Here is a 14,771-nt window from a genome sequence, read left to right on the forward strand (position 1 = left end):
GAACGATATTTGAATACGTTTACTAAATATTTAACTATTTCAAATTATAAAACATTTCCATCTGTTATGCTACAAAAATAAACGTAGTTAACTGTACTACATCTGTGCTTGTCAGACTTAAACTTAAAATTCGAACTATTAGCGAATATATTGACTCTTCTTTTTATTGATTGTTAAGATTAAGTATTATATTTTCTCACATACTAGTAAGAAAAGAATGTGTGATAATAATTCAGATGTAGGAAGGGTACATAACCATGTTTCAATTACAAAAATATAACACTTCTGTGAAGCAAGAGCTTTTAGCTGGCATCACAACTTTTTTTACATTTGCGTATATTCTTGTCATCAATCCGAAAATATTATCTGATGCAGGTGTACCATTTGATCAAGCTTTTACAGCAACTATTATTGCGACGGTTGTAGGGACGCTATGTATGGCGTTTTTAGCTAACTATCCAATTGTTATTGCTCCAGCTATGGGAATGAATGCGTATTTTGCTTATTCTGTTGTTCAACAGGCAGAGGGGATTACATATGTCATTGCATTTTCGGCAGTATTTGTAACAGGTATCATTTTTCTTTTATTATCTTTCACTTCATTTAGGCAAAAGCTAATTGTCGCAATTCCTGATAGTTTAAAACATGCAATTGCAGGTGGAATTGGACTATTTATTGCTTTTATTGGATTACGCCTTTCTGGAATTATCGTTGATCATCCATCTAATTTAGTTACGATTGGTGATTTTCATTCTCCAGCCGTTATTTTAACTTTAATTGGTTTAATATTAGCGGCGGTATTAATGGCATTGCGTGTGAGCGGTGCATTATTTATTAGTATGATTGTGACGGGAGTTATCGCCTTCTTTACAGGGCAACTGAAGTTTACGGATAAAATTGTTGCGATGCCTCATTTACCAGAGGGAATTATCGTTTCAAACCCAATCAACGCCTTTTCAGATGTAATTGAATACGGATTATATGGTGTTGTATTTTCATTTTTACTTGTACTGTTATTTGATACAACAGGTGCATTACTTGGTTTAATTAAACAAGCAGGCTTAATTACAGATAATACTGAGAAACGTTTTGGTAAAGCGTTTATTGCAGATGCAATTGGCGGGACTACAGGCTCTATCTTTGGAACAAGCCCAACAGCAGCGACGATTGAATCGTCAGCAGGTATTGCTGCAGGTGGTAAAACAGGATTAACAGGTATTGTCGTTGTTGGCCTAACGATTATAACGGCATTCTTCAGCCCTGTCATTGCTTCTTTATCAAGTGTAGCCGCTATTACAGCTCCTTCATTAATTATTGTAGGTAGTTTAATGGCGCAAAGTCTTCGTGATATTAATTGGAATGAATTTGATGATGCATTACCAGCATTTTTAATTTTCGTTGGTATTCCGTTAACGTCTAGCATTGCGAATGGAATTGCAATTGGATTTCTAGTGTATCCAGTCTTAAAAATTGTGAAAGGGAAAGGGATGGAAGTACATCCGTTACTATACTTATTTACAATTTTATTTGGATGTCATTTATTCTTATAATATAGATATAGGAGAGGGAGCTTCTTATGAGAGGCTCCTTTTTTGTGTATAATAAAGTGAAAATCAAATTAATGGCGTAAAATATAAATTACTTAATGGAATATATATGTTACAATACAGGTAGAGGAGGAACATGAATGGCTGTCAGTAAAATAAAAGTCGCGCGTGTTCAGTTAGATTTAACACAGCAACAATTAGCAGAAAAAGTAGGCGTTACAAGGCAAACGATTAGTTTAATTGAGAAGGGGAAATACAACCCGTCTTTAGATTTATGTTTGAAAATTTGTTATGCGGTAGACAAAACATTAAATGATTTATTTTGGGAGGAAGAGGAGTGAGGGGATGAGAATCGTGAAAGATGAACGTTTAATGATTGAGGGGCTAAAACATATTAGACTCGTTTTCATCTTACAAAATATCGTCATACTAGGTATTGTTTTTTATCGCTATGTTTTGCAAGATGCAGGATATGAAAGTGTTTCAGATTTATTAATGGTATTTATGTGCGGGATAATAGTTATTAATTTTTTAAACTTAAAAAATTCGGTGGAAGTGTATGAGCATACGGGCGGAGTATCGCGTAGTTATTTTATGAAGCTACTATTCATTCCGGTAGGTATTATTATTGGTATTTTAGCTATTTGTATCGTTGTAACACCAGATATTTCGATAAAGGAAATTAGTATGACAGGACTTATTATGTTTGCTTGTTTTTTAGTTCCTAGTTTGTTTATATACATATATATGAAGAGAATAAAAAGTGAAGAGTGAAATATAAGAAAAGCTTTCCCATATTGGGGAAAGCTTTTCTTATATTCTTTTATATAGTACTTTATGAAGGCCAATCGGTTCAATTTCAAAGATTTCACCATGTTCCTGGAAGCCTAAGCGTTTGTAATAGTCAGCTACAGTAATTCGGCCATTACACCACAATATATTTGCTTGGCGTTCTTGCAAGATTTGCTCCGCCTTCTGAATTAAGGAGCTTCCAGCGCGTTTGTTTCGAAATTTAGGTAATGTGGCCATTCCTCGTAGACGATAATGAACACCTTCTAGTAAGTCAGGATATATTTCTTTTGAGAAGGAAGCGATACTAATCAGTTCATCGTTTATAAATGCGCCTAAGTGAAAGGTGTCTGTCTCATAGTCGGAAGAGTATTTACAATCTGCTAATGTTTGATTCGGGCGTAAAATTTTTTGACGTAATACGTAAGTTTCAGATCCCTCAATATTTTTCACGGTAATCATATTAACATCCTTTCTTATAAGGCATTTTCTGTTAGTTGTATAAAGAAATAGGCAGGTGCTGCGAAAAGTCCGAGTATGCTAGCAGTTCCGAGAAGGAGTGAAAGTAAGAGGCAAGAGTATTTTATTCCATTCGATTTTTTCCATCCGTAACTACAAATTTCAATGCTAACACCGATGAGAATAATGGCAACGAGTATTTCCGCCAATAATAAAAGAGCTAAAGTTACAATAGACATAATGTGATCCATCCTCATAATATGTGATAGTAACATTTTACCATATGAAATGGAAAAAAATGCCCCTCAATTATGTGAGGGGCATTTTCTATTCTAATATGTTTTTTAAAGTATCGATATGTTCTTTTGAACCTGTGACAAGTAATGTGTCACCATGTTGTAGTCTCGTATCACCATGCGGGATTAATGCTTTATTACCGCGGTAAATTTGAATAACAAGTACATCGCCTAAAAACGGAAGGCGACGTAGTGCAACACCGTTATATGTATTGCTGCGTAGTTCAACTTCACGAACTGTTTCATTTGCTGTTGTAATTAAGCGAACGAGACTCGGTTTATCAATTAGTGCACGTAACAGAATACGTGTAGAGTTAATTGTTGAGAATACGGCGATATGTTCTTGCGTTGCTTTTTCTTGTAGAAGTGGATCTTCTACACTTGCAATAACATGTTCAACACCTAGTTCTTTTGCATGTTCTGCTAATAATAAGTTTTGTTCATCATCGCTTGTTGCGACAACAACGCGGTCTGCATGAAATGCTGTTTGTTCAGTTAATGATGCGATTGTGATGTCATCTAATTTTACGATAGGGAAGTCATGTGATTTCGCTTCCTCATCATTTATTTTATTTTGACGCATCATATATAGTGTTACGTCATAATCTTCTCGTTTTAAATCAAGTGATAATGGAAGGGTAATTCTGCTTGCGCCAATAATAGAAACTTTTGGTTTTGGTGTTTCTACTTTTGGAAACATTTTTTTAAATAATATAGGTGCAAAAATACAAGTAATAACTGCGCTTAAAATAAGGGAAGCAGATAAACTTGGACTAATGATCCCTAGTTTTTCACCAATTTGTGCAGCTGCAATAACTAAAGAAAGTGTCGATGTTAATAAGATGGCACTTCCTAGTACGATATTACGTGGATACCATTTTCGTAAGACGAGTGATGGTAACAGCTTTGAAATAAAGAGTCCTACAATTAAAATTGGGATCATTAGCATACTAGAAGGTTCTTTAAAAATTGACCAAACCTCTAAGTTTACACCAACCATCACGAAGAAAATAGGAATGAAGAAACCATATCCGATGGAATCCAGTTTTTCAACCATATCTTCATTTGGTGATAATAACGATACGAGCACTCCTGCTAAGAAGGCACCTAAAATATTTTCAGCTCCAACAGATTCAGATAACCCAACTAATATTAAGATGAGTGCAAAAACAGCTCGTGTATCAATTTGTACACTACCAGCTTTTAAGTTATCTAAGTATGGAATGTTTTTAAAGCGTTTTGCAACGAAGTAAATAACAATACCAGCGCCGAATAGAAGAAGAAGGAGCCACATGCTTTGGCCGCTTTCGGAATTTAATCCGACGAATACAGCGAGTAAAATCATTGTAACTAAATCTGCAATAACAGCGACTAATAAAATGATTTGTCCGATTGCCGTTTTGCCTAAGTTATTTTCTTTTAATGTTGGTACAACAACACCTAAAGAAATAGTTGAAATAATTAAAGTCATAAACATTGCATTATCCACGAATCCTAGCCATACGAATAGTAATGATAGGGCATAAGATAAGATGAAAATAAATAAGAAGATAATGCTTGCTGCTTGGAATGTGTTTGGTTCGTTTGTCGTATTCTTTTTCCCTTTTTGTTTAAAGATAGAAAAATCAATTTCTAAACCGCTTAAGAACATTAAGAAGATAAATCCTAGTGTCGATAAGACTTGAAGCCACATATCTGGCTCAATAATATTAAACCCACTTTTACCTACAAAGATTCCTGCGATGATTTCTGCAACAACGACAGGAAGTGCTTTTAATTTAAAGCGTTGTAACAAAAGGGGAACGAAAAACGCGATTGCAACGACAACCATAAGTGATAGAACAGAAGTATGATGTTCCATTGCGTTCTCTCCCTTCAAATAAATATAGTACCTATTTAGCCATATAATAGGTAGAAAAGCAACGCATATGGATTCGATTTCATAAAGAAAGAGTTTTCTTAACATTTGTCATAATAAGTATATTTTTCATGATTCTGTTGTTAATTCCGTAATGTGGATGTAATAGGGAAGGGGATAAAAAAAGACTGCTGAGTAATCTCAGCAGTCTTTTTCATGTACATTACATTGAGAAGAAGATCCATACAGTTAAACCAACTGTTGCAGTTGCAACGAAGAAACTGTATATCATAGTAAGAATTTGAACTCTTCCTTCTCCTTCTTTTAAATGCATGAACATAATTAATTGTAACAACGCTTGCGCAACAGCCATTATGATAATAGTTGTTAAGATCGTTGAAAGTGGCAAGTTTGTATAAAGTGCCACGTATAACGCTAGAAACGTTAGTGCAAGCGATAAAATAAATCCGAAAACGTGTGACCAAGGGAATCCGCTATGCGCATGCCCGTTTGCTTGGTTGTTATTTTGATCCATTTACGCCACCATCCCGTTCAAGTAAACTAGTGTGTAAATAAAGACCCAAACTAGATCAAGGAAATGCCAGTATAAGCTGATAATGAATACTTTACGCGCTGTAACTGGTGTTAAACCTCGTTTTAAAATTTGGATAATAACACAAGTTGCCCAAATGATACCGCCTGTTACGTGGGCACCATGTGTTCCAAGAAGAACGAAGAATGCAGATAGGAAAGCACTTGTTTGAATTGTTGCGCCTTCACCGATGTACATAATGAACTCTTCGATTTCAAAGAATAGGAAACCTGCACCTAAAAGTAATGTAAGGATGAACCATCCAAGCATTGCTTTTTGGTTGTGCTTACGCATTTCGTGAATTACGATACCACATGTGAAACTACTTGTTAAAAGTAGTAATGTTTGAATTAAAAGCGTTTTAAGTTCAAACAGTTGCGCTGGAGTTGGGCCATCAGCCGTACGACCAGCAAGTACTAGATAAGAGGCGAAAAGTGTTGCGAACAGCATAATTTCAGCCCCAAGAAAAATCCAGAATCCTAGGATATTCAATCTGCTTTGCTCGGATTGATATTCCAAAGGTAAGCTTTTATCTAAAGCCGCCATATCATTTCACCTCTCATGCTATATGTTCTGTTTCTTTAATTTCATCAACGCTTACGTAGTAGCCATCATCATAATCGAATGAACGATAGATTAAGCAAGCTAAAATACCAACGCCGCCGATTGCTGCAAGCCAGAACCAGCTAAATACTAATGCGAAACCTGCAAGACCGAAGAATAAAGACGCAATAATAGGCACGCCAGAGTTACTTGGCATGTGAATTGGTTTAATATCTTCTGCTGCTGGTGTAACTGTTTCTCCGCGTTTTTTCATGTACCAGAAAGCATCAGCTTCTTTGATTTCAGGAAGTTTCGCGAAGTTGTAATGTTGTACAGGAGATTGAGTTGCCCATTCAAGTGTACGGCCATCCCATGGATCTCCAGTTGTGTCACGTTCACCGTGACGAGCACTCCAAATTACGTTGTAACAAAGAAGTAGGAAACCAATACCCATCATTACCGCACCAACAGATGCGATTTGGTTTAGCCATCCCCATCCAAGACTTTCAGAGTAAGTGTACATACGACGAGTCATACCGTCTAAACCTAAGAAGTACATCGGGAAGAAACAGATATTGAATCCGCTCATAAAGATCCAGAATGTCCATTTACCTAGGCGTTCATTTAACATATGACCAGTCATTTTTGGATACCAGAATGTGAATCCAGCAAGCATAGCGAATACTGTACCTGCGATTAATACGTAGTGGAAGTGAGCGATTAGGAAGTAACTGTTATGGTACTGATAATCAGCTGCTGCCATACCAAGCATAACCCCTGTAACCCCACCGACTACGAAGTTTGGAATAAATGCCAATGACCAAAGCATTGGAACTGTAAAACGAATACGTCCTTTATACAGCGTAAACAACCAGTTAAAGATCTTAACCCCGGTTGGAATCGAAATCGCCATTGTCGAAATCGAGAAGAATGAGTTAACCGCTGGACCTGCACCCATCGTGAAGAAGTGGTGAAGCCATACGACGAAACTTAGTAAAGAAATTGCAACCATTGAGTATACCATCGCACTGTAACCGAATAGACGTTTACGTGAGAATGTACTAATGATTTCAGAGAAAATACCGAATGCCGGTAAAATAACGATATATACTTCAGGGTGACCCCATACCCAGAATAGGTTGGCCCATAACATTGGCATACCGCCGCTCGCCATCGTAAAGAAGTGAGCATCGAATAGACGGTCAAATGTCATTAATGCAAGAGCAACTGTTAATACTGGGAAAGCGAAAATAATGATAATCGTTGTAATTAAGATTGACCAAGTAAACATTGGCATTCTCATTAAAGTCATACCAGGTGTACGCATTTTTAAGATAGTAACAAGGAAGTTAATACCGGTCATTAGCGTACCGAGACCTGAAATCTGTAATGCAATTGCGTAGTAGTTATTTCCTACACCAGAAGTAAACTCTGTACCTGCCATTGGGAAGTAAGAAGTCCACCCAGCGTCTGGAGAACCACCGATTACGAAAGCGATGTTGAATAACATTGCTCCGACAAAGAATAACCAGAAACTTAAAGCATTTAAGAACGGATATGCAACGTCACGAGCACCAATTTGTAATGGTACTACAAGGTTCATTAATCCCATAACGAATGGCATCGCCATGAAAAGAATCATAACTGTACCGTGTGTTGTGAAGATTCCGTTATAATGTTCAGCATTTAAATAAGTTGTTTCTGGGAATGTTAATTGTGCACGGATCATTAAACCGTCCATACCACCACGGAATAACATAATAACCGCAGAAATTATATACATGGCCCCAATCTTTTTATGGTCAACAGTTGTTAACCATTCGTCCCAAAGCCATTTCCATTTTTTATACTTTGTTAGTACGAAAATGATTGCTAATGTCACAAGAACGATAGAAGCGTCTGCACCGTAAATAATCGGGTCACCTGTGACAAAGAATTCATCAAGCTTCACTGTGTTCACTCCAATCTGTTGGAATAATAGCTATTATTTTTTGTTTTTGTAGTAGTTGTAATCACAATACTCAAGTGATTTTGGATCTACATAACTTAAGTGGTGACTAGAGAATGTCATACGACCAACTACACCAGGTTTAACAATTTCGTTGTACTTATCTTCTGTTAGTTTAGGAGCAGTTTGTTGTACTTCTTTAACCCACTTGTCATACTTCTCTTTAGTTTTTGCTTCAACTTCGAATTCCATGTGAGTGAATCCTTCACCAGAGAAATTCGCGCTACGGCCTAGGTAAGAACCTGGCTTATCAGCTTGTAAATAAAGATCCATAATCATACCATCCATAGTGTACTTCATACCACCAAGTTCTGGTACCCAGAAAGCATTCATTGGACCGACAGAAGTCAGTTTGAATTGAATTGGTACACCAGCAGGGATGTTTAAATAGTTAACGGTTTCAATTTTTTCCTCTGGGTAACTGAATAACCATTTCCAGTTTGCAGATGTAACATAAATCTCAACTGGTTTAATATGTTTGGACTCTGCCGGAACCTCTTCCGAAGCATAAGTTGCTTTTACTGTTGGAATCGATAATGCGATAACGATAATAACAGGAACAAGCGTCCAAATGATTTCTAATAATGTGTTACCGTGTTGTTCAGGTGGCTCATAGTCCATATTCTCTGGTTTTTCACGATAACGAATCAAGATGACTGTAAACAAGATGAATACAATTGCGATAATTAATGACATAAGCAAGAATGACCAAACAATTAAATCATACTGTGCTTTTGCAACAGGTCCTTGCGGATTTAATACTGCGAGTTTCTTATCACAGCCGCCGAGGAACAGAAGTAATGATAACGGAAGAAGCGAAGCCAGCTTCCAAAACGTTTTCTTTAGTTGCACGATTGAAAATCTCCTTTCTCCTTGGATTGAAACTATGCCAATAAAACAATATAAACCTATTAATTTATAGATGGCAATAGTTTTTGTGATATTGTTAAAAAATAGACACAAATGCACACTTTTTAAGGTGAATATCATTTGTAACTTGATAACATTGTAAACCATTTTCCAGTAAAAAACGTGATTGTGGAAATTTTAAGATAAATAAAGTTATACCAAGATACCCAAGAAATAGAAAAAAACTATCTTATCATAAGAAAGATAGCTGAATATTTAATATATTTAGTTTACTTCTTTTTTTAGATGTATTTGTTGTTCAAATGTGACAACTTTTTTATATTTTAAATGGTATAAAATGTAACAAATAATCATAAATGGAATACCGCAATAAAGAGCAATTCTCTGATCTGGGATGAAAGCTAAACTAACAAATGTAATGAAATTGAGTGAGAATGCTACGATTGGAACGATTGGATAAAGCGGTGTACGATATTTTAAATCATTAATGTTTCCACCGTTTTTTAAGAAGTTTCTGCGGAAGAAAAACTGTGAAGCTGCGATTGACATCCAAACTACGACAGCAGCCATAGCTGCAATAGATGTTAAAACTAAAAATACAGTATCTGCCGCAAATATACTTGTTAATAGAGACAAACTTGCAAAGATTAGACTGAAAATTAATGCGTTTAGTGGCACACCTTTTTTCGTTAACTTCGTAAAAGCTGGACTTGCCATTCCTTGTTTTGCCATCGCCCAAAGCATACGAGAATTTGCGTATAGACCAGAGTTGGCTACGGATAATACTGCTGTAATAATAACAAAGTTCATAATGTCAGCTGCATATGGAACACCAGCCACATCAAATACAAGTACAAATGGACTTTCGACTAGATTAGCCTCTTGCCATGGGAGTAAACCTACAACAACTGATATTGCTAGGACGAAGAAGAAGAGAGTTCGCCAAATGGTATTTTTAATCGCTTTTGGAATTGTTTTTTCAGGGTTTTCACTTTCTCCTGAAGCAATTCCGATTAATTCTGTTCCTTGGAAGGAGTAATTTACTGTAATCATCGTAAGAAGAACAGCTAATGCACCGTTTGGAAATAATCCGCCATTTTCAGTGAAATTGTGAAGCATTGGCGCTGGTTTTCCGTTAAAGTCTAGTAGACCGAACATAACTGCACCACCGAGTACGATGAAAACAACAATGGTTGCGACTTTTACACTTGCGAACCAAAATTCCGCTTCTGCATATGCCTTTGCTGATAAAGCGTTTACAAGAAAGAGTGCTGCTGCAAATGTAACACACCAAATCCAAGAAGACACGTCTGGAAACCAACGTTTCATTAAAATACTTACAGTTGTTAACTCTACCCCAACTGTAACAGCCCAATTTAACCAATACATCCAACCGACAACAAATCCAAAACCAGGTGAAATAAATTTGCTTGCATAGCTTTGGAATGAACCTGCTTCTGGCATAGCAACGGATAATTCACCAAGACATAACATCGTTAAATACATGACAAATCCACCGACTAAAAATGCAAGAATAGCACCACCAGGACCGGCGTTATGGACGATTTGACCAGATCCCATAAATAGGCCAGTTCCAATAACACCACCAAGTGCAATCATAAATAGGTGTCTACTTTTCATTGTTCGTTTTAAATCTGTTTGTTCTACTTGTTGATTCATATGCCCCTCACCTCGTTATTTTCTTGTATGTATGAATTGATTTTCATTCCGAGTTTTTAATCATTAGTGGGGGATGTGACACATACTCGGTTTATTTATTATGAAATGAATGGAGTATGTAAAAATGCGAACTATGACTAAATACTCTAAGAATGTTTTTATTAACAAGGTGATATCTTCACTATGTTAATTATTTAGATTTTAGCAAAAATATTCAGAAAAGTATATTGTTTTTTCTTTTTATTAAAAATAATTAGAATTTTACAACGGTGGAAGTGTGAAGAATAATTCACAGAATCTTTCTAGCAAACTAGTAAGAAGAAAGGTACAATGATAGGAGGTATGTCTGTAAAATAATAATTAATGGAGTTTTGTTTAAAATGAAAAAGTTAAAATATCTTTTTGTTTTTGGAATTATATTTGCTGCCGCGTTTTTTATAGGGAAAGATAAAATTATACAAAAGGCGCAAGTGTTCCGTTTAGAGTTTCTATCTGAAATGAAAGAAGCAACGATGATTGAAAATGTTCCGTTTATAAAACAGTTACCAGAATTACCTCGTGGATGTGAAGTTACAAGTTTGGCTATGTTGCTGCAATACAAAGGTATACAAGTAGATAAGATGCAACTTGCTAGCGAGATTCATCGTGTTCCATTTGAGCAAAATGGTTTACGTGGAAATCCTTATGAGGGGTTCGTTGGAAATATTTATACGAAGGCAGAACCAGGATATGGTGTATATAATCAACCTATTTTTAATTTAGCAGAAAAATATATTCCTGGAAAAGTAGTTAATTTAACAGGTAGAGACGTGCAAGATATGTATAAAGTAGTTAGTTCTGGGTCGCCAGTATGGGTCATTATTAATACAACGTTTAAACCACTAGCTGAGAGTAGTTTTGAAACATGGAATACAAGCTCTGGCGAAGTGAAAATTACATATTTTGAGCATAGTGTAGTAGTAATTGGATATGATCAAAACTTTGTGTATGTAAATGATCCTCTGAAAAATAATCCGCGTTTGGCTGTTCCGCGAGCAGAGTTTGAGAGAGCTTGGGAGCAAATGGGGAAACAAGCAATCACTATTTTATAATAATGAAAAAGTCATCTTTTTGATGGCTTTTTATTTTTAATTCTTAGTGATAGAAAATTCAGAACATTCTTTTAAAAGTTAACAATTCACGTTATAATAACATTTAACTTAGTGAAGAAGGGATGAAGAGAAATGGATGTCGCAAAGGAACTTGTTTTATTAAAGAATCAGTTGATTGAGTGGAGAAGGCATTTTCATAAGTATCCAGAGTTATCTTTTCAAGAAGAAAAAACATCACAGTTTGTATTCGATATACTTCGGAAAATTCCGCATTTAGAAGTGTCAAGACCTACTAAATATAGTGTAATGGCAAGGTTAATTGGTAAACAACCTGGTAAAACTATCGCGGTTCGTGCTGACATGGATGCTCTTCCTATTCACGAAGAAAATGAATTTGATTTTATTTCTACATATCCAGGTGTGATGCATGCATGTGGCCATGATGGACATATAGCGATATTACTTGGGGTTGTACATAAGTTAGTAGAGGAAAGAGAGAAGGTTAAAGGAGAGGTTCGTTTTCTCTTCCAACATGCAGAAGAAAACTTTCCTGGCGGTGCAGAGGAAATGGTTGCAGCGGGTGTAATGGAAGGGGTGGATTATATTATTGGTGCTCATCTTTGGGCAGCGCTAGAGGTTGGTAAAATAGGTGTAATTTATGGTCCTGCAATGGCTGCCCCAGATGTTTTTAAAATTACGATAGAAGGAAAAGGTGGACATGCTGGAATCCCTCATGAAACAGTGGATAGTATTGCAATCGGTACACAAGTTGTTGCGCAACTTCAGCAAATTGTATCTCGCCTTACAGATCCGTTAGATTCTCTTGTAGTATCTGTTACGCAATTTCATGCTGGGACAACCCATAATGTGATTCCAGAACAAGCGGAGATTGAAGGGACAGTGCGGAGTTTAAGACATGAGTTGCGAGAAGTAACAGAGAAAAGGATTGAACGGATTGTGAAGCATGTGACGGAAGCTTACGGGGCGAAATATACGTTTTCTTATGAATATGGGTATCGACCGGTAGTAAATGATTATAAAGTTACAGAGGTTATTGAGCGAACAGCATTACAGCTTTATGGAAGGGAACGAGTTACTCGTTTGCAGCCGACGATGGCTGGGGAAGATTTTTCAGCGTTTTTACAAAAGGCGCCAGGGACATTCTTTTTTATCGGAGCGGGAAATAAAGAGAAAGGAATTATATATCCTCACCATCACCCTCGTTTTACGATTGATGAAGATGCATTACCAGTTGGAGTGGAAGTCTTTGTATCATCCATTATGAATTTTATAAGTAAAGGAGAATGAGATGAAGAAAATACACGTATTAGCGCTTATTCCAGTTTTTTGTTTAGTTGTTGGACCCATATTTGCTAATTCAGTTACTCCTTACGTATTAGGGATGCCATTTTTATTATTTTGGGTATTATTATCAGTGCTCATTACGTCTCTTTGTATGGGACTTGTGTACGTATTTGATCCTGCTAATAAGGGGGATGTGAAATGACCGCATTACTTATCATTATATTATTTTTGTTTCTCGCACTATTTTTAGGGATTCGGGCACAACATGGAAAAGATATGAATTTAGAGCAATGGTCAGTTGGTGGAAGAGGATTTGGCACTATTTTTGTTTTTCTTCTGATGGCAGGTGAGATTTATACGACTTTCACATTTTTAGGTGGAAGTGGATGGGCATATAGTAAAGGTGCGCCTACGTTCTATATTTTAGGTTATGGTGCATTAGCTTATATTTTATCTTACTTTTTATTGCCGCCAGTTTGGAAGTATGCGAAAGAGCATAATCTTGTTTCACAGCCAGATTTTTTTGTGAAGAAATATAAGAGTCAGACACTTGGCATTATCGTTTCTATCATTGGGGTTATTTCGATAATTCCCTACCTTGTTTTACAGTTAAAAGGGTTGGGGATTATCGTTTCGGAAGCATCTTACGGAAGGGTATCACCAGTTATTGCAGTTTGGATTGGTGCAATTGTCATAACGATATATGTAATGGTTTCAGGTATACACGGCTCTGCTTGGACGGCCGCTTTGAAGGATATTATGATCCTGTTTATCGTTATGTTTTTAGGTATCTATTTACCGTACCATTATTACGGAGGGTTTCAGCCAATGTTTGAAGCTGTAGAAGCAGCGAAGCCAGGGTTTTTATCTTTACCTGATGAAGGAATGAGCATTTCTTGGTTTGTTTCTACTATTGTATTAACAGCTCTCGGTTTCTATATGTGGCCCCATACATTCGCTTCTGCTTTCTCTGCGAAAAATGAAAAAGTATTTCGTAAAAATGCGGCAATTATGCCACTGTATTCTTTAGTTTTACTTTTCGTATTCTTTGCAGGTTTTGCGGCTATCTTGCAAGTTCCTGGGTTAAAGGGAGGGGATGTAGACCTTTCGTTATTCCGACTGGCTCTTCAAACTTTTGATCCTTGGTTTATTGGGATTATTGGTAGTGCGGGAGTTTTAACAGCATTAGTTCCTGGTTCTATGCTTGTCATGGCTGCTTCTACATTATTAGCGAAAAATATTTACCGAACAATGGTCCCATCTGCTTCAGACAGACAAGTTGCTAAAGTGGCGAAGTTATTTGTTCCTGTAGTAACTCTTGTAGCTGTTTTGTTCACTTTTAAAGGTGGAGAAACAATAGGAGCACTTCTTTTAATGGGATATAGTATAGTGACACAACTTTTCCCTGCACTTGTATGTAGTTTGTTTCCGCGGCAAGTTATTACGAAGCAAGGGGCAATTGCAGGAATGGGGATTGGGTTATTAGTAGTCGCATATATTACTTTATCTGGTTCAACTATAGCTACGATGTTTCCGGGTTTCCCTCAATATATAAAAGATTTAAATGTAGGTATAGTTGCATTGTTAATGAATATGATTGTGATGTTTATCGTTAGTGGGTTCACGAAAAATGTGTCTATAAAGACAGACAATATAATAGTAGAAAAGTAATCCGTGTGCTAGAGCTATCTTTGAAAAGAGATAGCTCTTTTTTGTATATATTTTCTTCTATT

At 36.4% G+C, this 14,771-nt stretch carries 15 protein-coding genes; 7 read left to right on the forward strand and 8 right to left on the reverse strand.

Annotation, left to right across the window (positions count from 1 at the left end; translation table 11 throughout):
* Nucleotides 1-257: 257 nt before the first annotated feature.
* The 3 genes from ACHZK0_RS03570 to ACHZK0_RS03580 all read left to right on the forward strand — a co-directional run bounded on the left by ACHZK0_RS03570 (nt 258) and on the right by ACHZK0_RS03580 (nt 2,321).
* Entirely contained in the window at nt 258-1,550 is a 1,293-nt protein-coding gene (locus tag ACHZK0_RS03570; RefSeq protein WP_061676320.1) for an NCS2 family permease, read from the forward strand.
* 137 nt (nt 1,551-1,687) lie between these two features.
* The gene (locus tag ACHZK0_RS03575) at nt 1,688-1,888 is read left to right on the forward strand and encodes a helix-turn-helix transcriptional regulator (RefSeq protein WP_000301181.1); all 201 of its coding nucleotides are present in this window, start codon (nt 1,688-1,690) and stop codon (nt 1,886-1,888) included.
* Between the two features lie 4 nt (nt 1,889-1,892).
* Nucleotides 1,893-2,321 (forward strand): hypothetical protein, encoded by a 429-nt coding sequence (locus ACHZK0_RS03580; RefSeq protein WP_262741554.1) that lies wholly within the window; start codon nt 1,893-1,895, stop codon nt 2,319-2,321.
* Between the two features lie 39 nt (nt 2,322-2,360).
* On the opposite strand, the gene ACHZK0_RS03585 is transcribed toward ACHZK0_RS03580, so the two are convergent.
* From ACHZK0_RS03585 to ACHZK0_RS03620, 8 genes are all read right to left on the reverse strand, one after another.
* Entirely contained in the window at nt 2,361-2,798 is a 438-nt protein-coding gene (locus tag ACHZK0_RS03585; protein WP_262741553.1) for a GNAT family N-acetyltransferase, read from the reverse strand.
* Nucleotides 2,799-2,812: 14 nt separating this feature from the next.
* On the reverse strand, nt 2,813-3,070 hold the full coding sequence (locus ACHZK0_RS03590; RefSeq protein ID WP_000926994.1) for a DUF4022 family protein: 258 nt from the start codon (nt 3,068-3,070) through the stop codon (nt 2,813-2,815).
* A gap of 52 nt (nt 3,071-3,122) precedes the next feature.
* Nucleotides 3,123-4,952, reverse strand: a complete 1,830-nt coding sequence (locus tag ACHZK0_RS03595; protein ID WP_395761163.1) for a monovalent cation:proton antiporter family protein — start codon at nt 4,950-4,952, stop codon at nt 3,123-3,125.
* 220 nt (nt 4,953-5,172) lie between these two features.
* Complete coding sequence (qoxD, locus tag ACHZK0_RS03600) at nt 5,173-5,484, reverse strand: cytochrome aa3 quinol oxidase subunit IV (protein ID WP_098586378.1); 312 nt, start codon at nt 5,482-5,484, stop codon at nt 5,173-5,175.
* Entirely contained in the window at nt 5,485-6,087 is a 603-nt protein-coding gene (gene qoxC, locus ACHZK0_RS03605; RefSeq protein ID WP_000729314.1) for a cytochrome aa3 quinol oxidase subunit III, read from the reverse strand.
* Nucleotides 6,088-6,100: 13 nt separating this feature from the next.
* Nucleotides 6,101-8,035, reverse strand: a complete 1,935-nt coding sequence (gene qoxB, locus ACHZK0_RS03610; protein WP_000762374.1) for a cytochrome aa3 quinol oxidase subunit I — start codon at nt 8,033-8,035, stop codon at nt 6,101-6,103.
* 33 nt (nt 8,036-8,068) lie between these two features.
* Nucleotides 8,069-8,944, reverse strand: coding sequence for a cytochrome aa3 quinol oxidase subunit II (locus tag ACHZK0_RS03615; protein WP_046957295.1), 876 nt, complete (start codon nt 8,942-8,944; stop codon nt 8,069-8,071).
* 282 nt (nt 8,945-9,226) lie between these two features.
* Complete coding sequence (locus tag ACHZK0_RS03620; RefSeq protein WP_262741552.1) at nt 9,227-10,642, reverse strand: amino acid permease; 1,416 nt, start codon at nt 10,640-10,642, stop codon at nt 9,227-9,229.
* Nucleotides 10,643-11,022: 380 nt separating this feature from the next.
* Between ACHZK0_RS03620 and ACHZK0_RS03625 the strand changes: the two genes are divergently transcribed.
* The 4 genes from ACHZK0_RS03625 to ACHZK0_RS03640 all read left to right on the forward strand — a co-directional run bounded on the left by ACHZK0_RS03625 (nt 11,023) and on the right by ACHZK0_RS03640 (nt 14,709).
* Nucleotides 11,023-11,733, forward strand: coding sequence for a C39 family peptidase (locus ACHZK0_RS03625; RefSeq protein ID WP_270342012.1), 711 nt, complete (start codon nt 11,023-11,025; stop codon nt 11,731-11,733).
* A gap of 132 nt (nt 11,734-11,865) precedes the next feature.
* Nucleotides 11,866-13,041 (forward strand): amidohydrolase, encoded by a 1,176-nt coding sequence (locus ACHZK0_RS03630; protein WP_262741550.1) that lies wholly within the window; start codon nt 11,866-11,868, stop codon nt 13,039-13,041.
* A gap of 1 nt (nt 13,042) precedes the next feature.
* Nucleotides 13,043-13,240: a DUF3311 domain-containing protein gene (locus ACHZK0_RS03635; RefSeq protein ID WP_061676314.1), complete on the forward strand. Its 198-nt coding sequence runs from the start codon at nt 13,043-13,045 to the stop codon at nt 13,238-13,240.
* Nucleotides 13,237-14,709: a sodium:solute symporter family protein gene (locus ACHZK0_RS03640; protein ID WP_098586375.1), complete on the forward strand. Its 1,473-nt coding sequence runs from the start codon at nt 13,237-13,239 to the stop codon at nt 14,707-14,709. Before ACHZK0_RS03635 ends, ACHZK0_RS03640 begins: the two co-directional genes overlap by 4 nt.
* Nucleotides 14,710-14,771: the final 62 nt, after the last annotated feature.

Origin of the sequence: Bacillus sp. 3G2 (assembly GCF_044324725.1) — a bacterium.
Taxonomy (GTDB): Bacteria; Bacillota; Bacilli; order Bacillales; family Bacillaceae_G; genus Bacillus_A; species Bacillus_A mobilis.

Coding starts and splice junctions, on each gene's coding strand:
- ACHZK0_RS03625 (WP_270342012.1), top strand. CDS start 11,023: ATGAAAAAGTTAAAATATCTTTTTGTTTTTGGAATTATATTTGCTGCC.
- ACHZK0_RS03580 (WP_262741554.1), top strand. CDS start 1,893: ATGAGAATCGTGAAAGATGAACGTTTAATGATTGAGGGGCTAAAACAT.
- ACHZK0_RS03620 (WP_262741552.1), bottom strand. CDS start 10,642: ATGAATCAACAAGTAGAACAAACAGATTTAAAACGAACAATGAAAAGT.
- ACHZK0_RS03640 (WP_098586375.1), top strand. CDS start 13,237: ATGACCGCATTACTTATCATTATATTATTTTTGTTTCTCGCACTATTT.
- ACHZK0_RS03630 (WP_262741550.1), top strand. CDS start 11,866: ATGGATGTCGCAAAGGAACTTGTTTTATTAAAGAATCAGTTGATTGAG.
- ACHZK0_RS03585 (WP_262741553.1), bottom strand. CDS start 2,798: ATGATTACCGTGAAAAATATTGAGGGATCTGAAACTTACGTATTACGT.
- ACHZK0_RS03595 (WP_395761163.1), bottom strand. CDS start 4,952: ATGGAACATCATACTTCTGTTCTATCACTTATGGTTGTCGTTGCAATC.
- ACHZK0_RS03590 (WP_000926994.1), bottom strand. CDS start 3,070: ATGTTACTATCACATATTATGAGGATGGATCACATTATGTCTATTGTA.
- ACHZK0_RS03575 (WP_000301181.1), top strand. CDS start 1,688: ATGGCTGTCAGTAAAATAAAAGTCGCGCGTGTTCAGTTAGATTTAACA.
- ACHZK0_RS03635 (WP_061676314.1), top strand. CDS start 13,043: ATGAAGAAAATACACGTATTAGCGCTTATTCCAGTTTTTTGTTTAGTT.
- ACHZK0_RS03570 (WP_061676320.1), top strand. CDS start 258: ATGTTTCAATTACAAAAATATAACACTTCTGTGAAGCAAGAGCTTTTA.
- qoxC (WP_000729314.1), bottom strand. CDS start 6,087: ATGGCGGCTTTAGATAAAAGCTTACCTTTGGAATATCAATCCGAGCAA.
- qoxD (WP_098586378.1), bottom strand. CDS start 5,484: ATGGATCAAAATAACAACCAAGCAAACGGGCATGCGCATAGCGGATTC.